Genomic DNA, 23,678 nt, shown 5'->3' with positions numbered 1-23,678 from the left:
GGATGTGGCGGCGCTCGAGGTATTGAGGTACCGGTGCGGGCGAGGCGATTTTCCCTGGATCCGCACGAGACCTTGGTTCATCTCTCCCTACAGGCTTTCTTGTCTGTGTGCGCGAATAATGAAGGTGCGAGCGGCGCGGTTTCCTGGTGGCCGCTTGACGGCCCCATCTGCGACCTGCCCGTGCCGCGCGTGTTCGATCGCTCCGCCGAAATGGTCAATCGGGTGCGGTCGGCCGGACTGATATCAGGGTGACGGGGCCGGCATTCTGATCGCAGGTTTTTCGACGATGCGGGAGATTTCGGTGGCGGGCGCTGCTGTGGGTGCTGTGAGGTGCGTTCGGTACGGGTGGTGACGTTGGCGAGGTGGATCGCGAGGACGTTTTCGATGTTCGTGCGGATGAGTCTGCCCGGGTGGGTAGGCGGCCGGGCTCGGGGACCAGCTTTCGGTGATCGCGACGGTGAAGGTGCTCGCGTTGCGGCCTCGGGACCGGGCGGCGGTCGGCCGGGCGGCGCGGGCTGTGGTGGCGTATGTGGAGGGAGGTCAGCCTCATGCGGCGTCGCCGCTGCGCCGGTATTACGGCGAGGGTTACGCGCCGGGGCGGCCGCGGGGCCAGGCGGCGGTGCTGACGGGGTTGGTGGGTTCGGCGGTGTCCGAGCTGGCGCTGACGCGGTTGTTGTGCGGGGAGCACGGGGTGACGGGCCGGCCGCTGTTGGCGAACTCGGGGTCGGCCGGCCGGGCGGTGGCGTCCGATGCCGCGTCGTCCAACCCGGCCGATGGGGACCCGTCGCCGGACAGGGCTGACGAGCAGGGCTGGTTGTCGCTGGAGGCGGCGGCCCGTCTGGTGGGTGTGGGCGCGTCGTACCTGCGGATGCTCGCGGCCCGTACGGCGGAGCGTGCCACTGCGAAGTCGCCGCCGGCGGCTGGAGCCGTGACGCCGGAAGGGCTCGACGCCCAGACGGCAGGGGAGTCCGGTGCCTGGCTGGCCGCGGAACGTGATCCGGAGACGGGTGTCTGGCGGGTCTCGCGGGGTGAGGTGGAGCGGTTCCGGGCGTCGCGGGTGCCGCCGGCGGTGGTGATCGGGTTCGATGTGACCTGCTCGGTACCGAAGTCGGTGTCGTTGCTGTGGGCTTTCGGGGATGAGGCGCTCCGCGGGGACGTCGCGGCGGCGGTCGATGCCGGTGTGGACGCGGTCGTGACCTATCTGGAGCGGCACGCGGTGTTCGGCACGGTGCACCGGCGTAACCGCACCGGTCTGGGGCTGGCCGTGGCGTCGTATCTGCATGATGTGTCCCGCAGGAACGAGGCCCACCTGCATGTCCACTCCATCGTGGCGAACGCGGTCGCCGTCCCGGACACGGCGGTCGACCGCGAGGACGACGGCGTCGAGGGCGCCGGACGCGACCACGCGGCCGGCAGCGGTGGGGACGCGGGTGATCCGACGGTCCGGTCCGGGCTGGTGTGGCGCGCGCTGGACGGGGAGGTGTTCCTTTCCCATGTTCGTACCGCCGGGTTCCTGGGTGCTGCCGCGCTGCGGCATGAGTTGGCGCGGCGGCGGGGGCTGCGCTGGGGGCCGGTCCGCAACGGCGTCGCGGATCTGGCCGGGTTCCCGCCCGCGTTGCTCGCCGCGTTCTCGACACGGTCCGGTGAGGTGGCGGACGAGTACGAACAGCTCGTCGCGGACGGCCTGGCGCCTGGGGGACGAACGAAGGCCGCGGCGCAGCGTGGATCACGGGCACCGAAGAAGGTCCTGGCCGACGAGCAGGTGCGCCGCATCCAGCACGACCGGCTGGCGGCGGCCGGGTGGACGCCCGAGCAGGTCCGCGCGCTGGCGACACCGGTCGACCGCGACGTACGAGGCCGGGTCGACGAGGAGCTCCCCGCCCTGGTGGACCTGGTGACCGGCCCGCTCGGCGCGACCGCGCAGACGACCACGTTCGACCGCCGCGAGGTCGTCCGCCGGGTCTCCGGGTGGGCGGGGGACCGCCTGGGCGCCGAGGAGATCGAGAACCTCACCGATCAGGTTCTCGCGGATCCGCGGATCGTCCTGCTCGGTCATCCGGTCAGACGAAGCCGGCAGATCGCCACGGCGCTGTATACGACGCAGGAGCTGATCGAGGTCGAGGACACGGTCCTGGCGTTGTGTCGGCAGGGTCGGGTCGACGCCGGCGCGGCCCCGCGGATCCTCGTGTCCCCCAGACTCCTCGACGTTTACCTGGATGACGGGCCACCGGCGCCCGGTCCACGTCCGGTCTCTGGTGACCGGGGCCGGACGGGTGACGGACCGCGAAAGCCAGACACCGCCACGGGGCCACGCCTGTCCACTGAACAGATCGAGCTGGTACGCCTGCTACTCGGATCCGGGGATCTGGTGCGGCCCGTCGTCGGGCCGGCGGGCACCGGCAAGACCGAGGCGATGCGGCTGGCGACGCGCATCCTCCTGGACGCCGGTCACGCGGTGTTCGCCGCGGCGCACGGCGGCCGGCAGACCGAGGAGCTCGCGGACCGGATCGCGGTCCCGGCCCGTGTCGTCGCCGGCTGGCTGACCCTGCTTGAGCACACCGACGACCCTGCCACCGTGTGGCCGGCGGGCAGCGTGCTGATCGTCGACGAGGCGACCCAGATCGGCAGCCGCGACGCGGAACGGCTGCTGCGGTGGGCGACGCGCACCGGCACTGTGGTGATCCTGCTGGGTGACCCCGCGCAGCTCGGTTCGGTTGGCGCGGGTGGCTGGTTCGCGCACCTCGTCGCGACGACGCCGAACATCCCGGCGCTCACGACGCTGCACCGGCAGGCCGGCGCGGCGCTCGCGCCGGTCCGCGCCGCCCTGACAGCGCTACGCGCCGACACCGCGCCGTCGGCGCGAGACGCGCTCAACCGCCTCGCCGCGGACGGCCGGGTCCGGCTCTTCGACGATCGGGACGCGATGCTGAGTGGCGTCGTCGACGACTGGTACGCCGCGCGAACCGCGCCGAGCTCTGCCGCGGCGCCGTCCACATCGGAGCCTGGTGGCGCCTCCGGCCGACAGCAGCGCCGTTCGAGGCGTGCCGCTCCGGCCGCGCCGCCGGCGATGGTCTCGATGATGGCGGAGCGGACACGGGACGTGGAGATCCTCGCCCGGGCCGCGCGGGCACGCCTCACCGCCGATGGCACCCTGACCGGACCCGTCGTCGCGGTGGCGGGCCGGGAGTTCCAGGTCGGTGACGAGGTCATCACCCTCACCCAGGCCGGGCACACCCTCGTCCCCGCCGGCCGTCCGGCGTCGGCCTACGTCCGCACCGGCACCCTCGGCATCGTCACCGCGGTAACCCTCGACCCCGACGTACCCGAACGCCAAACCCTCGACGTGCACTTTCCTGGCAAGGGCGATGTCACCGTGCCCTGGGAGTACCTCACTCACCGTTTCGGGGATGGTAGGGACGGCGGCCTCGGCTACGCCTACGCGATCACCGCCGCCAAAGCCGAAGGCGCGTCGATGCCGACCGCCCGCGCGGTGGCCCCCGACGACACCAGCCGCGCCGGCCTGTACGTGATGCTCTCGCGCGCCCAGACCGACCTCACCGCCTACGTCATCCGCCGCGCCGACCTCGAAGCCGACGCCGACGAGGAGGACTGGCTTCCGATCCTGCGTGACCCCGACGGCCCCTTCGACCGGCTCGCCGAGCATCTCGCCGGTTCCCGCGCCGAACGGCTCGCCACCGACCACGACCCCCTCGCCCGCGCCGCCCACGCCCTCCGACGGACTCACACCCTCGCCGAACTCCACCACCTCGCCACCAGCGGCGCGTCCATCGCGCCGCAGGACGCGCCCCGCGCCACGGCTGGCCGCGCCGGACCTCCTGACGGCGACGCCACGGCCGGCACGGGGATTTCCATGCCGGTCCTGCGTCGCGCCGAACTCGCCGCCGAAGCCGCGATCCGCGCCGCGGCTGTCACCCAACCCCCGCCCGCCCTCACGGCACGGATCGGCACCCGACCTGCCGCCGGACCCGACCGGACCCTGTGGGACCAGGCCGTCGCCGCACTCGCGATCCACCACGCCCGCCATAGCCCGGACTCGCCACCGGCTGAACCCGGACAGACCCCCACCCCGGGCTCCGCCGAGAGCGGGCAGCACCGGTGGACGGCACACCGCGATCTCGCCGTCGGTCTGACGCGCACCTGGGTCGACGGACTACCGGACCGGATCCGACGCCGGTTCTACTCCCCGGTGGAGCAGGTTCCACGCCACCGCGCGATCGCCGGCCTTCACGCCCTGCTCGACACCGGCCACAGCCCCGACGATCTACTGTCCGTCCTCACCCGCCAGGACCAGACCAGCGCGCGGACCGGTGCGGCCATCCTCGACCACCGCGTCGGCGCCCTCTGCGCTGACCACAACCTCGACCCCACCCATTACCTTCTTCCGGCGCCGCTTTCAGTCCAGGACGAGTGGGCCGACCTCGTCCGTCTCCTCGACCTGGCGGAGATCGCGCATCTTGCCCGGCGCCCACCGGCGGACCTGGCCACCGAACGGCGCGCTCTCACCGCAGCGGAGTCCGTTTCGCGTCCCGCTGAGTGGGCTTCCGCGCCACGCTCCGGTGACGGGCCCGCGGGCCCGTCACCGGACAGACTTCGGCACCTCGACGCCGCGCTTGACCGTCAGGTCGGCCACGCGCTCTCCCAGGCCCGCGTCGCCCCGGCCGACTACCTAACGGGACTCCTCGGCCCCCGACCGGCCGAGGAACCAGCCGCTGCGGCGTGGGACACCGACGTCCACCACATCGAGCGGTACCGCCACCGCGAACTCGGCCTTCCCTACGGCACAGCGGCCGATCCGACCGCCCTGCATCCACTGCTCCGGGCGTTCGGCCGACCATCCGCAGACCCGGTCCGCGCCGCCGACTACGACCAGGCGATCAGCCGGTTCCGAGCCCACCCGCTGGTCCTGGACCTCTGACACGAACCCGGCTTCCGGATCGGGCGTCGCCGTTCACACATCTGGAGCGTAGGGAGATCCACGTTCTGGAGGTGGGGATGGTCGTGCGGGTAAGAGGGAAGGTCGCGGCGCCGCTCCTGGCCGGCCTGGTGCTGGCCTACATGGCACCGCCGGCGTTGGCGGACGGTCCGGCGACTATCGAGCAGGTGCAGCAGGCCGACACCTCTGCGTCGCCTACGGAAAGTCCCCGACCCAGCCCGGTTCCGATCGAGGTCACCCCGGACTGGCGTGACCTCCCCGGCCGATCGAAGATCGAGGATCTTCTGGATGTCGGGGCTCAACTCGGGCTCGTCTGCTGTGTGGGCGCGGTGATCGTGGGCGGTGGCGCGCTGGGCATCGGACGGGTAACAGGCTCCGCGCCGTCCGGGATCCGTGGCTGGGGCATGGTTCTCGGCGGCAGCGGCGGCGCGTTGCTGATCACCTACGCGCCGGACCTGATCGCGTGGATCTCGGCGTGAGTTCGCAGCCTGGACAGCGTCGCGACGGTGGACGGCGTCGCTGGCCGCTGCTGGTCGGCGCGCTGACCTGCGCCGCCGTCCTCGTGATGATCGGTCTGGGGACCGCGCGGTTCGGTGCGTGGGCAGCACCCTTCTTCCTGATCGACCGTTCGGAACCGCCGGCTGACTGCACACAGGACCCGGATCCGGGGTTCCTTCCGCTCGTCGCACCGAACCTCGCAGGTGGCTCGTCGCTGGCGCGTGTGGTCGAGGGTGGCCTGGGGTGGTCCGGCTGATGGGGGCACTGGGGCTTCTTCGGGACTTTGTGGGCGGTGGGGTCAGTGGGGTCATCGACGAGGCGATGGATTCGGTCATCGGCCTGTTCGTGGGTTCCCTCGGAGGAGCGGTCGAGGAGCTGGTCTCGGGCTTCTTCGATCAGGCCGCCCGCCCTCAGGTAACCGCCGCCTTCTTCATCGGGGACGGCGGTGCCTATCAGACGGTCGCCTCTGTCTCGTGTCTCCTGCTCGCCGGAACCACAACACTGGGGGTGATGATCGGGATACTCGCAGGTGAACCCGGGCGGGCGGTCGCGCGCATTGCCCGCGATATCCCGCTGGCCGTGCTGGCGATCATCGGATTTCCATGGGTGGTCGAGCAGATGCTCGTGGTCACGGACGTGATCTCCGACATCGTGATCCCGAACGGGGAGATCATCAAACGTCTGATGGCTGCGTTGGCGGCACCACCGGAACACGACATCGCCGGAATGTTCGTCGCGGCCCTGACCTTCATGACGACGGTTCTGGTGTTCCTTGAACTCCTGGTGCGTAACGCTCTCGCCCTGATCGTGACGGCGCTGGCTCCGCTGTCGTTCGCCGCGATGACGATGAGGCCAGCGCGGTCCGCGGCCGGCCAGGTCGTCAAGATCTCGGTCGCGGTCGCCTTCTCGAAGCCGGCAGTGTTCATCGCGCTGCGGGTCGGCACGGATTTCCTCGACGCGGACCAGGCGATGGTCACACCGTCGAGCTGGGGTCGCTATCTCACCGCCGTCGCGATCATCATGATCTCGGCGTTCATGCCGTTCGTGGTGTGGCGGCTGATCCCGTTCGCCGAGACCTTCGTCCTGGCGCAGGGATTGTCCCGGGCACCCGCCCGGGGCGCGATGCAGGCCGTGCAGTCGGCGTACTGGCTTCAGGCACTGGCGCAGGGGCGGCGTGCGCTCGGCCGGCCCGGCGGTGCAGGCCAGGGTGAGCAGCCTTCTCAGGACCCGGGACAGCACCCGCCGGGTGGGTCTCTCCGCGAATCCCGGAGTCTGCCCGACCCGCCACCGGCCCGGCGGCGCCGTCGACGAACCCCTGAGAATCCGCCCACTGACGCGCCTCCATCAGGAACAGCCAGCCACCCGAACCCCGATCCAGGCCCCGACACGGCCGATACCGGGGGACAGCGCCCCACACCGCACGATCCGCCGCACCCGCGGCATCCACCGTCTGCGGACGGGACAACCCCCGGGCCGCCGCCGGGTTGGCGCCGTCGCCGGCCAACCGGCGAGGGCGGTCCGGCCACGCCACCCTCCGAAAAATCGCGATCATGAACGCTCCGGTCTACCGGCTGCTACCCCGTCGGACGGGAACCGCGCTGTTCGGCGCGTCCAGCGTGCAGGTGAGCCTGGTCGCCGTCGGCGTCGGCGGGCTCGCGGCCGGGCCGGCGCTACTTGGACCACCGGTAGGCACGGTCGCCGGCGCCGCCGTTCTCCTGACCTGCCTGATCCTCGGTTTCGCGCGGGTCGAGGGACACCTCGTCATTACCCTGATTCCGATCATCGCCGGCTACCTGCTCCGGGCATCGATCCCGACCGCGGGCGACTACGACGACGTATCGACGCCCCCGGGCCTAAGAGACCCGCCGACCGTGGGCCGCGCGGACACCGGCGGCCCGGCAGCCGAGCTGCCACGATGCCTGCGAGCACTCGAGCTGCTGCGACCGCACACCGACGACGTCCCCACGATCGACGGACGCCCACTCGGACTCCTCCGCGACCGGCGCACGGGTGCGGTCACGGTCGTTCTGGACGTACGAGGAGGACCCTTCGGCCTGGCCCCGCCGGACGAGCAGCATCGGCGCATCGCCGGATGGGCCCATGTGCTCTCGCAATCCGCGCGCGATCCCCGCGTCCGCCAGCTCGGCTGGACCGTCCGGTCCGGCCACAGCGACCCGCCGGCATCACCGGAACGCACGGTCACCGGCCCTGAGGCCGCGTACCGGCGCATCGTCGAGGACACCGCGGGCTTCCTCCTCGGCCATGAGATCCGGCTCTGGATGACGATCGATCCGCCCCGCACCGGACGACCGGTGGACGCGCGGACGGCGGCGCTGSGCGCCACCGCAACGCTCACCAACCGCTGCCGGGCGGCTGGCCTCGACGTGCGTGGCGCCCTGTCCGCCGAGGCGATCCTGCGGACGGTCCGCGACCACGCCGACGCCACCTCGACCCACGACGCGATCACCATGGCGGACCTCCACCCACCCGGAGGACCAGCCACCTGGGCACACCTCCCCCCACCGACGCCCGCGCACCCGCTCCCACGCGACCCGCGTGACCTGATCGTCGAGTCCACGTGGACCGCGGCGCGGATCGGCGAGACCTGGCACCGCGTGCTCTGGATCGCTCAGTGGCCTGCCCACGCGCTGCACCCGGAATGGCTCAGCCCTTTGCTCCACGAGGCCCCCGGAACCCGAACCCTGGCCGTCGCGATGACCCCGGTGCCCTGGCGGGTCTCCCGCCGGCGCCTCAACAGCGACAGCGTCTCGGCGGAGACCGCCACCGCGCTGCGCGACCGGCACGCGTTCAGGATCGCCGCCCCTCTCACCCACGCCCACGACGACATCGACCGCCGAGACGCCGAACTCCACGCCGGCTTCCCCGAGTTCGCCTACATCGGTCTCCTCGACCTCGCCGCCGCCAGCCGAGACGACCTCGACGCCACCACCGCGGCCACCGTCGAACTCGCCGCGCGCTGCGGCATCACCGACCTCCGCCCCCTGCACGGCCGCCACGGCGCGGCGTGGCCGGCGACCCTCCCGCTCGGCCTGCCCCCGCGTCAGACCCTCACCGGAGACCACTGATGCGCCCGCACCATCGCCTCGTCCGCCGCGGAGCCGGACCGTCCCTCAGGCTGCCCCGGCACGTCGCCACCACGGCGCATCTGTCCGCGCTGCACCCCTGGTCCATCGAGACCGGACTGGCCCAGACCGGTCCCCTCCTCGGCGCGAACCGTCTGGCCGGCGGCGGTTTCCACTTCGACCTGGTGGACGCCTACGCGGCCGGACTCGTCCAGGGCCCCAACATGATCATCTCTGGGGCGGGGGCCTACGGAAAATCCGCCATCGCGAAGTCGTACATCTACCGCACCAGCCTCCTGTCCGCCAGGAGCGGCCGCCCGACCTTCACCGCCGTCATCGACCCGAAAGGCGAATGGACCGCCCTCGGGGAACGGCTCGGCTTCGCCACCCTGCGCCTGCACCCGGGTGGGAACCTGCGGATCAACCCTCTCGACGACGCCCCGGGCGTGCACCACGCCCGGGCCCTGGCGAACGGCCACCGCACCTCCGCAGGCGACCCGGGCACCCAGGCGCAGGCCATCCGCCGCAGTTCCGTGCTCGCCGCCATGCTCGCCGTGGCGCTGGGCCGGCCCGAACTCGCCGTGGGAGAACAGCGGCTCCTCACCGTTCTCGCGCACCGTCTCACCTCGGTGCGACCCGCGCCCACGCTCGTCGACGTGCGCAAGGCGCTTGCCTATCCCGATCGCACCCTCGCCGACGACCTCGACACCACCGAGGCCGAGCTCCTCGACCGCCGCCGCCCACTCCTCGACGCCTGCGCCACCATCCTCGAACAGGACCTGCACGGCATCTGCGACGGCCCCACCACACCCGGCCTGACCTGGGACGACGCACCAGGAATGATCATCGACCTATCTGGGCTGCTCACCAACCGCCGGGCGTTGCGGCTCGTCCTCACCGCCGTCGCGGGCTGGCTCCAGACCGTCCTGTACGGCCAGACCGGCCACAAGACCATGGTGATCGACGAAGGATGGATCGCGCTCGACGACCACGCCATCGTCCGATTCCTCCAGGACCAGTGGCGCCTCGGCCGGCAGTGGGGCGCCGCGAACATCCTCATCACCCACGCGATCGCCGACCTGCAGGCACAGGCCGGCGCGGGCACCGCCACCGCCCGCATCGCCGAAGGCCTGCTCAACACCACCTCGGTCCGCGTCTTCCTGCACCAGAACCCGGAACAGACCGGCCACCTGCTCACCGGGCTCGGCCTCACCGCGGTCGAGACCAATCTGCTCCGCGCGCTTCCACCGTTCGTCGCCGTGTGGGACGTCGGCGGCCACACGGCGCTCGTCGATCACATCATCACCGTCGACGAGTGGTCCTTCGCCGACACCGACGCCGCCATGCGCCCTCGGGACACGAGGTGAGGGCGTATCCCCCGGGTAAGGCGGCGAATGGGAATGTAAGAAAGCGGCCCTGTTCCACTTTCGGTGCTTACTGTATTGGACGGGGCGTACCTGTCCGGATCGCCGGTCCCGTCTGGGTGCGGTGGAGATCGACCACCTGTCGGTCAGGGAACGAGGCGGCCCCGAATTTGGATCTGGCTCCCGCGATCGGCGACAAACTCTAGGATGACGACGTGGCGCTGGTCGGTTCGCACGCAGACGACCTGGCCCTGAGTGAAAGGGACGGACGGATCGCTCGTCGCCGCCGCTGCGCACTCCTCCCTGTCTGACGAGGACGCGATGATCACATTCTTGCCAGTGTTAACGTACAATTCGTCCGGCTGAACGAGCGCGTCCCAGACCTGATCCCCATCTCCGGACTCGGGCGCGTCGTCCTCTGCTGGCGCCCTGTCGAGATCCAGTCGTTGGTTCAACGAAGCCAGGAACGTGCTGGACCAGGGTGCGGTGAGCGGGGCATCGGACCCGAGGCCGTTGTCCTCGGATGGATCCTGCCCTCCGCCGGTGTTCGGCCACGTGACCGTCAGCGTCAGCGCAGCGGCGGCCAGCGAAAGAATCACCGTAATTATCTTCCGCGTGACGCTCGTCCGCGCTCCTGGCGTGTTTTCCGTCGGCGGCGTGACCGGCACCTCTTTGGGTGCCCGTCTAGGTCGATGAGCAGGGGCGAAGGAGGCGGGCGGGGCATCAAGTTCGTCGGGTGAGGACGCGGCGGCTGCCTGAATGGCGAAGGTCTTGTTTTTCGGATAAATGCCGTGCGCCGCCGCCAACAACCTCGTGCGACCGCCACGGATCTTGCCGTTCTCGAGCTCTCGGGCGATCTGATTCCAGAATTCTCTAGGGGTCCCGAAGTGTGGAATATCAGACCGCGGGAAACCTATCTGGTCAAGAACAACGTTCGCGGCGGACCGGGTATCGAAACAGGTCGCCAGCTGTTCGACCTCGGCTGGCTCGAGCCTCGGGTTCTCATCTCCGGCGGCCGTCCGGGAATGGGTGTTTGTCATCTCGTCGATCGCATACCTGGTGTGCTACCCGCACCACCAGCCTCGTGACACCACGGCAATAATCCGCCATCGGTCACGATGTTGGTTGATCGTCGATGTGGAACGATTCTTGATGTGCGCGCCGACATCATCAGTAGATCTCGACTTCCAGGAGATATTGGTACCCTCGGCTCTCCTTCAGCGAGACCGAGACCGTCTCCGAGTTCGTCGTCCTCACACACACCTTGCTCCCGAGGGTGAATGCGATGGTGGGGCCGACACCCGGAAAAGGCTGAGCCGTCACGTTGCGGCAATCGTCGACACCCTTCCAGGGGGAAAATGCCACACCGACGTCTGCCGGCCCGAGAAGACCACCTTCAAGGATCTCGAAGTCCCACCCGGCCTGAAATCGGCCGATACCTGCGGGAGGCCCTGGGGAGTCGAGGTCGAGGTCAAGGTAGTCCTGCGCGTTCACCCAGAAGGTTCGCTTCAGCGCGGGCACGTCGCCCGCCACCTCACCGCCGGCTTCCGCCTGCTGCGTTGACGAGCCGAGCGCGTTCGGCGGGGAGGGCGGGGGTTGCCTATCAGGCCCACCACGCTCCAGGAGAATGACGACCAAGACCAGCAGCACGAGCACAGCGGCCAGAAGCGATCCGACGAGAATGCCGCTGGCACTCCGCCTTGCCGGCGGTGCGGGTGGAGGCTGGTTCGGCCAGGGCTGCCCACCCCATGCGGCAGCGGTTATGGGCGCGAATGCGCGCTCGGCATCGAAAATCACGTGCTTCCCCCGTGGCGCCTTCTGCGTCAACTTCGTACAGCAGTCACCGATGGTGACCGCGACGTCCATTATCCCACGCCGGCACTACTGCATAGCGAAGAGCTGGGGCACGCGGAGCCGCTGCCCAGCAGTGATCGGATGACGCGGGTGAACTTGGTGAACGGGGAGTGTCAAGAAAACGGCTCCATTCCATTTTCAGTGGTAGCGGAGTGTTATCCGAGCAGGATATGGCGGGGAGCAGGGTGGACCCGGCCGTGTCTCTGGCGCGTGATCCGTTCGGTTTTGGCTCACACCTTCGGCGCCCGTTGGGGCGGGGAAGGGTGACGGCGGCATCGATGGCTGCTCGGTCGAGATCGAGAACACGGGTGAAGGAATAGCGGTGAGGCAGGTCGGCACTACGAGCGGTGGTGATCCATTCTTCGAGCCAGTTGGGCGTTACCGTCAGCAGGGTGAAGAAGCACAGCAAAGCTGCAGCGGCGGCCTCGGCCGGCCCGCTGTCGAGATGGTGATGACGACCCGCTCGCGTAGGGCGGACCCGCAAGCCTGCCCGGCCAGCAGGGTGATCGCGCGGTTGGAACAGCACGAGCGAGCGGATGCGCGGCGCCGGGTGCCACTTCCGGCTTGAGGCCACATCTGCCTGATCAGGCGGAGCCGGTGGCGGTGATGGCCCGCCGGCGGGCAGCCCAGTCCTCTCGACTGGTCACGTAGACGCCCTTCTCGCCGCCGTGGAGGTACTCCACACGGTCGAAACGCATCCCGAGGCGCTCCGCGACCCTGATGGACGCAACGTTGGTCGAACGAATGACCGACACGACCTCGGTCAGGGGCGGCCGTTGCTCGAATACCCAGGTGATGGCCGCGCCCGCGGCCTCGGTCGCGTACCCCCGGCCCCACGAGGGGCGGCCGATGAACCAGACCACCTCGACTCCTGGCCAGCCGGGTTCCGCCCACAGCCCGGCGCGGCCGACGAGGTGCCCAGTCTCGTTCTCGACGACGGACCAGGGGCCAACGCCTTCGAGCGCCCAGCATCCGAGGTTGCCGGCGAGGTTGTGCCACATGCTGTGCCGGTCGAGCGGACCGCCGATGTGCCGGGCGAACTCCTCATCGGCCCAGATCTCGGTGTAGGCGTCGAGGTCCTCCCGGAGGATGGGACGAAGGGTCAGTCGAGGAGTGGTGAGGGTCGGGATGGTCACCGCACGGCGCTTCCCGCCGGGAGCGCCCGATACGCCTCGGTGAACGTCACAACAGCTGGAAGTCGCTGGTGGTCCGCGGTGAAGGACTGTCCGATGCGTCTGATCTTCCCGGCCGTAGTGTGGGTCGGTGCCATCCGAGCGGTCAGCACGCTCGCGGCGAGCCGTGCCGCTTCCTCGGGCTCGGGGGAGGGGCCCGCGAGATGGGTGAGCGCGAGCATCAACGTTGCGTGTTGTGCCTCTTCCACCGAGTAGTCTCCGCCGCGTTGCTGATAGCTCGAGACGGCCAGTGGAGCCCATTCCCGCGCGGCACCGCCGTCCTGCAGCGTCAGAGCGACACCCGCGCGGAACATCGCCACACCGGCCGGGCCAACCGGCGTGGATCCGGGCCGAGGGGTGAAAGCACCCGCTGTCGCATCCATCCGGTCCAAAGCGGCCCGCGCGGCCGGGGCATCCCCAAGCGCCGCGTAAGTCCGTGCCTCGTAGGCTGCGACCCGCGCATCCATGTACGGGTCCGAGACGTCTGTAACTGCCCGCAGTAGCGCGAGGGCCTTATGGTAGTCCTGCTGCCAATATGCGACTGATGAGCGCAACGCGGCGATGGACAGAATAAGCACCGGATCGCCGACTTCCGCCGAATACCGTGCGCCGAGCCCGGCGAAGCGGCGGGCGGAACGCATGTCGCCGACGTTGAACGCCAGCCGACCGAGAAAGTAGGAGAACTGGCCGCCCAGCGTGGTCACCCTCGACCGGGCCAGCGGGGTGACAGGGCCATCAAGGATGTCCCGGACCTGCCGCCAGCGTCCGCCAACCTCTGGCAGCAGCGATGCGTGCGGCGCTGACCCGTAGATCCGTGCGATCTCATCGGCGTCCGCTTCGAGCTCGTCGAGCGTCGTGTCGGCGACGGCTGCGTCCATGCGCTGCTGGGTGGAGAGTGCGAGCGCGGACAGCGCACCGAGCTCCATCACCTGACGTCTGTCCGTGCTGTTCACCTCCTCGTCCGACTGTGCGCGCGGCGGCTCGGATGTGTCTACCCCCGCCGCCCTGGCCATTCTGTCCAGCCGTAGCGCCTTCTGCGCGGCGCGGATCCGGTCGCCCAGGTCGGTCAACTCGCTGCCGGTGCCGAACTCGCGGTCGTAGGCCCGGAGGATGTCGCGGGTTGGGAGCCGTCCCCTGTTGCGGATGGCGGAGACGTTCTTCCGGTCGTGGGTGGTGCGTTTCTCCAGATCCACGCCGGACACGCCCTGCTGTTCCTGGAGTTGCCGGAACCGCGTGGCCAGCTTCTCCTTCAGGGCCTCGACAGCATCAGCGTGCACGACGTTCCCCTTCGGCCGTCGGTGCGCCATGGGTGAGACATTTTTTCCCACCCCTGGGATAGAAGATCTCACCCTCCCACTGGCCGGTCGCGCGCTGTGTGATGGGTCCTGCACGGCGGGACACACACCGGCCACTCTCCTGGATCCGCAGAGGAGCGCATGTGACGACAACGCCCGACGGGTCCGCTGGCCCTACACCACCCCTTCCCACCCGAATGCCACACGCGCACTGGCCGCCGGGGGCGCAGACGTCCGACTCGCAGCCAGGCAACGAGGTCCAGCTGGCCGGAGGTGGCTCCCCAGGAACGCCGCTCCCGACTCCCGCTGTGCACGTCGAGCCGTGGCGTGCGCCGAGCACTACGGATCCCGATGCCGTCGACGTGGTGTGGGTAGCGCATGGGCCCGACCTGGTGATGCTCAGATCTTCGCTGACCCGGCCGATCGGGATCACGCCAGCGGCCTGGGGTGCATTCATCGCTGCGGTGAAACGCGGTGAGTACGACGACACCACGCGATCACATCGACCGCCGGTCACGGCGTGAAGATCGTGATCGGCGGCTGATCGCAGCCTGCCGTTGATCACCAGCCTGCTGGACCTGGCAGGGTCCGCCCGGACCGTGGCGGCCCGCACGCATCGGGAGAGGGACACCGCGATGAGCGTCGAGACCATGAGTAGCGAGAACGAGCGCCTCCGTAACGCGATGGTCGACCGGCTGGCCGTCGATCACGCGGCGAAGGGCCTTGCCCTGCGGCCCGAGGTGGAGGCGGCGCTGCGGACCGTTCCCCGCGAGTTGTTCACCCCGGGGCTTCCGCCGGAGCAGGCGTACGAGAACACGGCGGTCCTCAAGAAGTTCCGCGGCGAGGAAGCCATCAGTTCGGTGTCGGCGCCGTTCCTGATCGCGGAGATGCTCGGTCAGGCGGCGGACGCCCTCGGCGGGCTGGCGGGCCGTCATGTGCTCGAGGTCGGCAGCGGCGGGTACAACGCGTCGCTGCTGCGGGAGCTCGTCGGCTCGTCGGGGTCGGTGACGACGGTCGATATCGACCCCGAGGTGACCGACCGGGCGGTCGCCTGCCTGGCGGCGGCGGGTTACGACGACGTCGTGGTGGTGTGCGCGGACGCCGAGCACCCGATCGCGCCGGGCCGCCGTTTCGATCTGATCATCGTCACGGTCGGGGCGTGGGACGTCCCGCCGGCCTGGCGTGATCAGCTTCTTGACGGCGGTGTGCTGGTGGTGCCGCTGCGCATGTTCGGGATCACCAAGTCGTGGGCCCTGCGGCGACGTGGGGACCGGCTAGTCAGTGAGAGCCACCGCCAGTGCGGGTTCGTCTTCATGCAGGGTGCCGGGGCCCACGAGGTGCGGTACGTCGACATCGCCGACGGCGTCCACCTGCGCCTGGACGAGGGCCAACAGGTCGACCCCGACGCGGTCGCTCACCTTCTGAAAACGCCTCGGGAGCAGGCATGGGCCGGGGTGAGCCTGCCGCCCCGCACCGCCCTGATCGACCTGGACCTGTGGCTGGCGACCCGCCTTTCCCGCGAGGTAGGACAGTTCGTGGTCCTGACGGCGCAGGAAACGGCGATCGAAGCCGGCACCGTCACTCCTTCCTGGCGGTTCGGTACCCCGGCCGTCCTGCGCGACGGTGCCTTCGCCTACCGGTCGGAGCTGCGCTGGACCGACCGCAGATTCGATCTCGGTGCCTGCGCCCATGGGAATGGTGCCGCGGCGGAGGCTCGGCGGATGACCGACCACATGCGTGCGTGGGTGGACGCGGGCAGCCCGTCTCCGGTGCTGCACGTGCTTCCCGCGCACACCCCCGACGGCGACCTGCCGGACGGGGCGGTCCTGGACAGACGGCACAGCCGACTCGTCCTGACCTTCACCCCCCACGAGAAGGGAACCCCCTGATGTCCGACTACGAGAAGTACGACCTGAAGGTGGACCTGGTCGACGCCGGGCCCGCCGCCGGCGGCCACGCCACCAGCACCAGCGACGAATGCGGCTCCGGCAACACCGGTTCGGACGCCTGCTCGGGCGGCAGCGGCAACTGAACCACGCCCAACCGGCGGGCCCGGCTCTCGAAGCCGGGCCCGCCGTCCTGTGGACCCACCCCGGAACATTGGAGCGCGAGATGTTCCAAGTCGCCGACGCGGCGCTGATCAGAGCCGCCTCCTACCCCCGCGACCTGCGGCTTCCCGCCTGGCCCGACCTGACCACCGACCAGCCCGGCGAGTGGCTGGCCTGGCTGCGCGAAGCGTGGGAACTGCGCGGCTTCGCGGCGGCGGTCGGCCAGGCCGCGCCGGACCTGGCCGCCCAGATCACCCGTGCTCTCGCCGACGAGCCGGTCCAGGCACGCAGGCTACGACGTCTGGTGGAGTCAACGGTCCGGTATCTGCTGCGCTGGACGACCAGAGCGACCCCGTTCGGCAGGTTCGCCGGGGTGGCTCCGGTCGCCTTCGGCCCCCGCGCGGCGGTCTGCTGGGGGGAGGGACACCGCGAGGTGGCCCGCCCCGACGACCGTTTCCTCGCCGAGTACACGGCGGCAGCCGAGCGGAATCTGGCGACGCTGCGCACGGTCACGGTCGTGACGAACTCGCTGGGATATCGGCGCGGGAAGGTGTGGGTGCTGCCCTGCGCACGCGTCGAGGGCGACCGGGTCTGGGACGTCGAGATCGCACTGACCGATCCGGTGCGGGTGGCGGTCGAGACAGCCTCCACCCCGATCCCGTTCCGGGAGCTCGCCGCGACGATGGCCGGCGATCCTGGCATGGAGGCGGCGGCGGAGCGGCTGCTGGCGACGCTGGTAGGCACGGGGGCGCTGGTGTCGTCGATCCGGCCGCCGATGACCGTGACCGACCCGGCCACGCACCTTGCCCGCCATCTCACCCTCCCCGACCCCGGCGGGCGGATCGCGGTCGACCTGCGCGTTGACTGCTCGGTGACGCTGCCCCCCGCCGTGGTCCGTGAGGCGCAGGACGCCGCCCGCGCGCTCGTCGCGGTCGCGCCGCGGCTGCCCGGGTGGACCACCTACCACCGGGCGTTTCTCGAACGGTGGGGTCCAGGCGCGGCCGTGCCGCTGCGCGACGTCCTGCGCGTGCTCGGCTTCCCCGCCGGGTACCGGGGCTCACCCCGCCGCGACCCCGCGGCCTTCACCGCCCGCGACAGACTGCTTCTGTCACTCGCGCAGCAATCCGCCCTGGACGGCGGCAGCGAGGTGGTCCTCGATGACGATCTCCTCGGATCGCTCCGGGGCGATGATGACCGGCCGCCGATCCCGCACACCGAGCTCCGGTTCACCCTGGCCGCCGCGACACCGCGTGACCTCGACCGCGGCGCATTCACCCTGACGGTGGTGAGCGGGGCCCGGCACGCCGCGGCCGCGGCGGCCCGGTTCCTGTACCTGCTCACCACCGTCGAGCGGGAACGGTTCCGCGAGGTCTACACCAGCCTGCCGACCGTCCTGCCCGCAGCGGACGCCGTGCAGCTGTCGGGGCCTCCGCTGGACACCCGCCTCGCCACGGTCGCACGCGCACCCCAGCTCCTGCCGTTACTGCCCGTCGGCGACTTCCACCCTGACCCGCCCTGGACGCTGGACGATCTGGCGGTGGCCGGCGACGGCCAACGGCTGTGGCTGGTGTCCCGCCGCACCGGACGGCCGGTCGAGCCACTGCTGGTCAACTGCGTGCTCCTGCCGACCGGCCAGCAGCCGATCATCCGTTTCCTCACGGAAATCTGGATCGCCTGGGCCGCGCCCTGCGCACGGTTCGACTGGGGGCACGCCCGCAACCTGCCGTTCCTGCCGAGGGTCCGGCGCGGCCGGTCCATCCTGCACCCGGCCCGCTGGACGATCCCCGCGGCAGCGCTCCCGCCCACCACCACGCCGTGGCCGCAATGGCGCGCTGGCTGGGAGCGACACCGCGAACGGGCTTGCGTGCCGCGTGGGGTGCTGATCGGCGACGACGATGTGCGGCTGCGCCTCGACCTTGACGAGACCGCCCACCTCGCGATCCTGCGCAGCGACCTCGACCGGCACGGATGCGTCGTCCTCACCGAGGCCGCGGAGCGGGCGGGCTGGATCGACGGCAGGCCAGCCGAGCTCCTGCTCACCCTCACCCGCACCCCGCCAGCGCGGGACTGCCCGACGATCCGGCCGGCCCGTCCCACCAGCACTGTTCAACACCGGCCCGGCCGGTCACGCTGGCTCGACGCCCGCCTCTACGGACGAGCCGACGACATCCTCGCCCGCGTGACCGAACTCCCCGATCTTGCCGAAGGCTGGTGGTTCCTGCGCTACCCGCACCCTGAGCCCCACCTGCGGTTACGGATCCCGCTGCGTGATGGTGCACGGTTCGCTGCGGTGGCCCACGATCTCGCCGGATGGACGGACCGGCTGCACGACGACGGCCTGCTGGCCGACTACATGCTGGCCACCTACCGACCCGAGACACGCTACGGACACGGGCCGACCCTCGCCGCCGCCGAGGCGGTGTTCGCCGCGGACTCCCACGCCGCGCTCAGCCTGCGCTCCGGCGATCGGCAGGCCGCAACCGCCGCCGGGATGCTCACCATCGCGCACGGCTTCACCGGCGACGGCCCGCGCTGGCTCGTCGACCACGCACCCCACCGCGGCGGCCCGCGCCTGGTGACCGCCCAGCTCGCCCATGCCCGCACGCCCTACGGCGACGACAGGCTGACCACCGCGCTGGCCACCTACCGAACCCTCGCCGACCTGCACGGCCTGGACACCGACCAGCTGCTGGCCGACCTGCTGCACCTGCACCACGCCCGCATGATCGGAATCGACACCGCCTCCGAACGACACTGCCTGCGCCTGGCCCGCACCCTCGCCCTCACCGACCTCGCCACGAAGGCGACGTCGTGACCGCCCAGCAGTCACTCGCCGACGGCACGACAGGCATCGCCCTGCTCCACCTGGAAACCGGCGACTGGCCGGCGGCGCGTACGGCACTGGAACAGGCTGTCGCCGGCGGCGTCAGCATCGCCGACGGCGCCGGCCTCTACTACGGCGCGCCGGCCCTCGCGTTCGTCCTCGCCGACACCGACCGACCTGGACTCGCCAGGGCAACCAGCATTGCCGCCGCGGGGACCGCGAAGGTGACGCGCCGTCGCCTGGATGCCGCTCATTGCCGCATCGACCGGCGCCAGTTGCCGGTGTACGCGGAGTACGACCTGATCCGCGGCCTGACCGGACTCGGTGTCACAGCCCGGCGCATCAACGATCTTGACCTTCTCCGCGACGTGCTCACCTACCTGGTGCGTCTGATCGAGCCGATCGACGGACTTCCCGGCTGGTGGTGCGCACACGGCCCCCACCGCGACCAACCCTTGCCGGGCGGGCACGGGAACCACGGGATCGCCCACGGCATCGCCGGCCCGCTCGCGCTCCTGGCCCTCACCCACCTCGACGGCATCACCGTTCGCGGCCAGCACGAGGCCATCGAAACCCTTACCGGCTGGTTTGACCAGTGGCGCCAGGACGGACCAGCCGGGCTCTGGTGGCCGCAGTGGATCACCCGCGAGGACCTGTACACCGGCCGCCCGACACAATCCGGCCCAGCCCGGCCCTCCTGGTGCTATGGGACTCCCGGCCTCGCCCGCGCCCAGCAGCTCGCCGCCCGCGCCCTCGGTGACACCACCCGCCAGTGCCACGCCGAAGCCGCGTTCGTCGACTGCGTGAACGATCCCGCGCAGACAGGCCGTCTCACCGACCGCGGCCTCTGCCACGGAACCGCCGGTCTCCTGGCAACCGGACGCCGCATCGCCACGGACGCCCTCACCCCGATTCCCCTGACCGCGCTGCAAACCCTGCACCAGCACGCCACCGCCGCGAGCAGCGAACCTCCCGGGTTCCTCACCGGCGCGGCCGGCGCCGCCTTGGCCGCCGCCGGCACCGCGACCTCCTGGGACGCCTGCCTCCTGCTCTGCTGACCGAAAGGCCCCACCATGGATGAGACATCATGGAAGCAGGTGAACATCGCCTGGCCCAGCCCCGACCGTCATCAGCGTGAACGCCAAGCCCTCGACCATCTCGCCCGCGTCCTGCCCGCCGTCGAGACCGACGGCACCATCACCCGCTGGTTCTTCCTCCGCAAGGGCCCCTGGCGGGTCCGCTACCAGCTCGCGCAGGACGCGAACGGCCACGACCCGGTACACGCGCTGCTCACCGAAGGCGTGCCCTGGACCCGGGACATCTACGAACCCGAGATCCATGCCTTCGGCGGCCCCGGCAGCATGAGCGCCGCGCACGCGTTGTTCCACCGCGACAGCCACCACCTCCTCGCCTTCCTCCACGCTGGAACAGTCAGCCGGCGAGAACACTCACTCGTGCTGTGCACGAAGCTCATGCGAACCGCGGGTCTGGACCTCAACGAGCAGGGCGACGTGTGGGCACGTGTCGCCGAAGCACGTCCCGGCCTGGCTGAGGTGCCCCCCGACCCGCCGGTGTGGGCAGCCTTCACCGGCGACGTCCGACACCTCCTCCTCGGCGAGGCCCGCCCGGATCTCATAGACGGCGACTGGATCGCCGCCTTCGAAGAAACAGGGAGAACACTCCAGACCTTGCGAGAGCGCGGCGAGCTCACCCGCGGGATACGTGCGGTCATCACTCGCCATGTGATCTTCCACTGGAACCGGCTGGGCCTTTCAGCGACCACACAGGCCACGCTCGGGCGAGCGGCACAAGAAGCCATATTCGGCGCGACGCCGATGGACGGTACGCCTTCGAAGCGTTGATTGCGAGAGGCCTTGCTCAGTTCGCCTCGTTGTGTTTGCGTACCAGATCCGGGAGCTCGGCCAACGAGTCGAGGCGAAACAGACAGCTGTCGACCGCGGGGTCCTTGAGGATGTGGCCCCACGGGCCCCGGCGGATGAGGGCAGTCGCCAGACCAGCGGCCTGCGCGGGGCGGATGTCGTTGTCGATCCGGTCACCGACGTACAGCACCTCCCCGGCTGTGCAACCCGCTTCGGCGATGACACCCCCGAAGAACTCCGCCGATGGCTTCTCCGCACCCCAGCCGTCCGATGTTCCGATCACGTCGACGGGGAGATCCAGCGTCCGCAGGATGGCCTCGGCGCGGGCGGTCTGATTGCCCGCCACGCCGACCAGCAAACCCTCGGCGCGCAGCGCCGCGAGGCAGGGCCGGGCATCGGCGTACAGGTCCTCCTCACCGAAGGACTCCGGTTGCCCGGCCGCGGCACGCCGCTCGCGCTCCACCCCGAGATCGAATCCGGGTCGGAACACCTGAAACACCTCCCGGTAGTCCAACCCACGGGCAACTACGGCGCCGAACACCGCGGAGAACGTGTGCCGCGGAATCCCTAGTCAGTCCGCCCACGTTCCGTACTCCCGGGACTCGTCCACGAGCGTCTCGCCTACGTCGAAGAACACCGATCTGATCGGCACGCGGGCCCCTTCCGGCTGGTCGGACTGCGGACGTCTTAATCGTTCAGGGTGAAGCTATCCGGCGCCGCTACCCTCCGTCAGTGCCTGGTTGCCCTTAGACCGGTTGTGGACGGTACTACCCGTGCCCGCCTGCCAGGAGGCGAGCGGCTGCCGGTTGATCAGGTGCCGCGGTGGTCGGGCCCACTTGGTCGAAACCGGCGTCGCCGGATGTGATCTCGCGGGCCGGTGTCGGTGGGCGCTCTGTGGGCCGAGGTGCACATCCCAGTTGCCGCGGGCCGGGAACGCTTGCTTCCCCGCGAAACCCGGGCCGTTCAGGAGATCGCGTCCTGTTCGGCCCGGGAATCGTCCGTCTCGAGCGCCGGCCCTATCTGCTCCTGTAACGGTTCGCAGCTGCTCGCACGCGGTGGCGTACAAACGCCACCATGGCGGACAACGGGGGAGCGCGCGGACGGACCGGGCGTCGCTGGGTGCTGTGGATCGTGGCCGGGCTCGCCGCGGTCAGCGCAGGGGTGGCGGTGCTGGGAATCTGGCATCTGCCGGATCGGATGTACCCGGGGAGCACGACGGTGCGATGCGGGCCCGGGCGGCGTTGCCGGGCGGGCTGCTGACCGCAGCCGCCGCGTTCACAGCGGTGGCGGGTGGTCTGATCGCGCTGGACGAAACCGGCCAAGCCAACGCTGAGACCCGGCGGGCGAACCGGGATACCCACGTGCGGGAGTTGCACGTGGAGGCGGTGAAGCTGCGCAACGACCCGGACAACCTCGCGGCGTCCGCCTCGCCGGGATCTACGCCCTGGAACGCATCGCGGTCGACTCCCCGGCAGATCAGCACATCGTCGTCGAGGTCCTCTATGCGTTCGTCCGCACCCGCAGCACCGACCCGGCGCTGCGTCCACTCCCACCCATCGACGGTCAGGAATCCCCGCCGGTACGACCTGCGGCGGACATCCGCGCCGCCGTCCAGGTCCTCGCCGACTTCCCCTCCTCGATGGCGTCCCACGCTGCGACCTGACCGGCGCCGACCTCACTGGCGCCCGGCTGGACGGGGCGGCCTGGGAGACGAATCTCCCGGGCGTCAGACCAGTTACAGTCCACCTGTGGCGACCACCACAACCGCACCGACGACTGCCCGTCTGAAGCCCAAGAACGGCAACCGCCGTCCGGCTGCCAGCAAGGACGGCCTCTGGCGTGGTGGCGCTGCGAGAGCGGTACAGGATCGCCGAGCACATTCCAACGACGGCGGAGTGCTGGCGCTCAGGTCTTGCGGACGGCACTTGTGAGGCCTGCGACGAAGAGGGTGGCGAAGGTCCAGGCGAGGACTTGGACGGTCCAACCGATGCCGGTAAGCCAGTGTCCGGCTTCGCTGACGGTCAGGTCGCAGCGGTTACGGGCGAAGGTTTTGATCAGGGGCAGGCCGAGATCGATGCCGACGCCGACGCGCTCGATGTGGTCGCAAGGCTGACTGGGAGTGGAGCCGGGGGCAGAGGCGCTGCTGGGGTGGGCCAGTGCGCCGTGCTCGCCGAGCCAGAGGGCGGCGAGCACGGCGATGAGAAGGACGGCGACCAGACACAGCAGGGCCCGCCAGGGCTGGTAGCCGTAGCCGAGAGTCCGTCTCGTTACCCAGCCCCAAGCCCGCTCCGGACGGCTGGCCAGCGCTTTGCCTGTGAGCGGATCTTTACGCTTGAGCTGTTCTCGACGCTGGGCGATAAGCACCCTGCGGGCCTCGCTGTCGTGTCCGGCTGCCCGATGCGCCGCCGCTAGTTGCTGGTAGGGCTGTGCGGCATAGCGGGTGCCCTTTTGCAGCAGCTTTAGCCAGTCGTCCGCGGAGATCCCGGCAGGTAGGCCAGCGTAGGTCAGCCCGTCCACTGCCAGCCGGAGCGTGGGATCAGATTCGTGCCGCAGGTCTTGCGTCTGATTGAGTACCAGAGTCCCGCTCACCCGTGTCCCGGGCAGAGTAAGCACGGTGCTGTTGTCGCCGGCGCCGTTGGCGGTCACGTCAACGAGGAACATGTCCTGGTCGACCTGCAGGCCATCGGCGGCCAGGGCGGGGCCGGA

Annotated in this window: 16 protein-coding genes and 2 pseudogenes; 11 read left to right on the top strand and 7 right to left on the bottom strand. The window is 70.4% G+C overall.

All coding sequences use genetic code 11. From position 1 onward, the window contains the following. The first annotated feature begins 445 nt into the window (after window positions 1-445). From mobF to CcI49_RS11880, 6 genes are all read left to right on the top strand, one after another. Window positions 446-4,936 (top strand): MobF family relaxase, encoded by a 4,491-nt coding sequence (mobF, locus tag CcI49_RS11905; RefSeq protein WP_076826493.1) that lies wholly within the window; start codon window positions 446-448, stop codon window positions 4,934-4,936. Window positions 4,937-5,019: 83 nt separating this feature from the next. Beyond that, the gene (locus CcI49_RS11900; RefSeq protein ID WP_131831074.1) at window positions 5,020-5,433 is read left to right on the top strand and encodes a hypothetical protein; all 414 of its coding nucleotides are present in this window, start codon (window positions 5,020-5,022) and stop codon (window positions 5,431-5,433) included. Further along, window positions 5,430-5,708, top strand: coding sequence for a hypothetical protein (locus CcI49_RS11895; RefSeq protein WP_131831073.1), 279 nt, complete (start codon window positions 5,430-5,432; stop codon window positions 5,706-5,708). The genes CcI49_RS11900 and CcI49_RS11895 overlap by 4 nt, the downstream gene beginning before the upstream one ends. Beyond that, complete coding sequence (locus CcI49_RS11890; protein ID WP_131831072.1) at window positions 5,708-7,006, top strand: hypothetical protein; 1,299 nt, start codon at window positions 5,708-5,710, stop codon at window positions 7,004-7,006. Before CcI49_RS11895 ends, CcI49_RS11890 begins: the two co-directional genes overlap by 1 nt. After that, window positions 7,003-8,538: an SCO6880 family protein gene (locus tag CcI49_RS42055; protein WP_076826487.1), complete on the top strand. Its 1,536-nt coding sequence runs from the start codon at window positions 7,003-7,005 to the stop codon at window positions 8,536-8,538. Before CcI49_RS11890 ends, CcI49_RS42055 begins: the two co-directional genes overlap by 4 nt. Further along, window positions 8,538-9,902: an ATP-binding protein gene (locus CcI49_RS11880; RefSeq protein WP_076826484.1), complete on the top strand. Its 1,365-nt coding sequence runs from the start codon at window positions 8,538-8,540 to the stop codon at window positions 9,900-9,902. Before CcI49_RS42055 ends, CcI49_RS11880 begins: the two co-directional genes overlap by 1 nt. A gap of 143 nt (window positions 9,903-10,045) precedes the next feature. On the opposite strand, the gene CcI49_RS41490 is transcribed toward CcI49_RS11880, so the two are convergent. The 4 genes from CcI49_RS41490 to CcI49_RS11860 form a co-directional block, all read right to left on the bottom strand. Further along, complete coding sequence (locus CcI49_RS41490) at window positions 10,046-10,939, bottom strand: effector-associated domain EAD1-containing protein (RefSeq protein WP_131831070.1); 894 nt, start codon at window positions 10,937-10,939, stop codon at window positions 10,046-10,048. A gap of 130 nt (window positions 10,940-11,069) precedes the next feature. Continuing rightward, window positions 11,070-11,765 (bottom strand): hypothetical protein, encoded by a 696-nt coding sequence (locus CcI49_RS11870; RefSeq protein WP_131831069.1) that lies wholly within the window; start codon window positions 11,763-11,765, stop codon window positions 11,070-11,072. A gap of 572 nt (window positions 11,766-12,337) precedes the next feature. Continuing rightward, window positions 12,338-12,889: a GNAT family N-acetyltransferase gene (locus tag CcI49_RS11865; protein ID WP_076826477.1), complete on the bottom strand. Its 552-nt coding sequence runs from the start codon at window positions 12,887-12,889 to the stop codon at window positions 12,338-12,340. Then, complete coding sequence (locus tag CcI49_RS11860) at window positions 12,886-14,202, bottom strand: hypothetical protein (protein WP_131831068.1); 1,317 nt, start codon at window positions 14,200-14,202, stop codon at window positions 12,886-12,888. Before CcI49_RS11860 ends, CcI49_RS11865 begins: the two co-directional genes overlap by 4 nt. Before the next feature lie 653 nt (window positions 14,203-14,855). Here CcI49_RS11860 and fxlM point away from each other — a divergent pair. The 5 genes from fxlM to CcI49_RS11830 all read left to right on the top strand — a co-directional run bounded on the left by fxlM (window position 14,856) and on the right by CcI49_RS11830 (window position 20,954). Next, the gene (fxlM, locus tag CcI49_RS11850; protein ID WP_076826521.1) at window positions 14,856-16,109 is read left to right on the top strand and encodes a methyltransferase, FxLD system; all 1,254 of its coding nucleotides are present in this window, start codon (window positions 14,856-14,858) and stop codon (window positions 16,107-16,109) included. After that, a complete protein-coding gene (gene fxlA / locus CcI49_RS40485) occupies window positions 16,109-16,252 on the top strand; it encodes an FxLD family lanthipeptide (RefSeq protein WP_076826473.1) in 144 nt (47 codons plus the stop codon). The genes fxlM and fxlA overlap by 1 nt, the downstream gene beginning before the upstream one ends. An 80-nt stretch (window positions 16,253-16,332) precedes the next feature. Then, complete coding sequence (locus CcI49_RS11840; RefSeq protein WP_076826518.1) at window positions 16,333-19,083, top strand: lantibiotic dehydratase; 2,751 nt, start codon at window positions 16,333-16,335, stop codon at window positions 19,081-19,083. Further along, entirely contained in the window at window positions 19,080-20,150 is a 1,071-nt protein-coding gene (locus tag CcI49_RS11835; protein ID WP_076826471.1) for a lanthionine synthetase C family protein, read from the top strand. The genes CcI49_RS11840 and CcI49_RS11835 overlap by 4 nt, the downstream gene beginning before the upstream one ends. 15 nt (window positions 20,151-20,165) lie before the next feature. Continuing rightward, a complete protein-coding gene (locus tag CcI49_RS11830; protein ID WP_076826469.1) occupies window positions 20,166-20,954 on the top strand; it encodes a thiopeptide-type bacteriocin biosynthesis protein in 789 nt (262 codons plus the stop codon). A gap of 16 nt (window positions 20,955-20,970) precedes the next feature. Here the strand turns inward: CcI49_RS11830 and CcI49_RS11825 are convergent. The 3 genes and pseudogenes from CcI49_RS11825 to CcI49_RS42045 form a co-directional block, all read right to left on the bottom strand. Then, a pseudogene (locus CcI49_RS11825) lies at window positions 20,971-21,624 on the bottom strand (HAD family hydrolase). A 498-nt stretch (window positions 21,625-22,122) separates the two neighbouring features. After that, on the bottom strand, window positions 22,123-22,623 hold the full coding sequence (locus CcI49_RS44430) for a hypothetical protein (RefSeq protein ID WP_158230758.1): 501 nt from the start codon (window positions 22,621-22,623) through the stop codon (window positions 22,123-22,125). 254 nt (window positions 22,624-22,877) lie between these two features. Next, a pseudogene (locus CcI49_RS42045) lies at window positions 22,878-23,678 on the bottom strand (hypothetical protein); the annotation flags it as partial.

Source organism: Frankia sp. CcI49 (assembly GCF_001983215.1).
In the GTDB taxonomy this organism is placed as follows: Bacteria; Actinomycetota; Actinomycetes; order Frankiales; family Frankiaceae; genus Parafrankia; species Parafrankia irregularis.
This window is presented reverse-complemented; position numbering and strand designations above follow the sequence as displayed.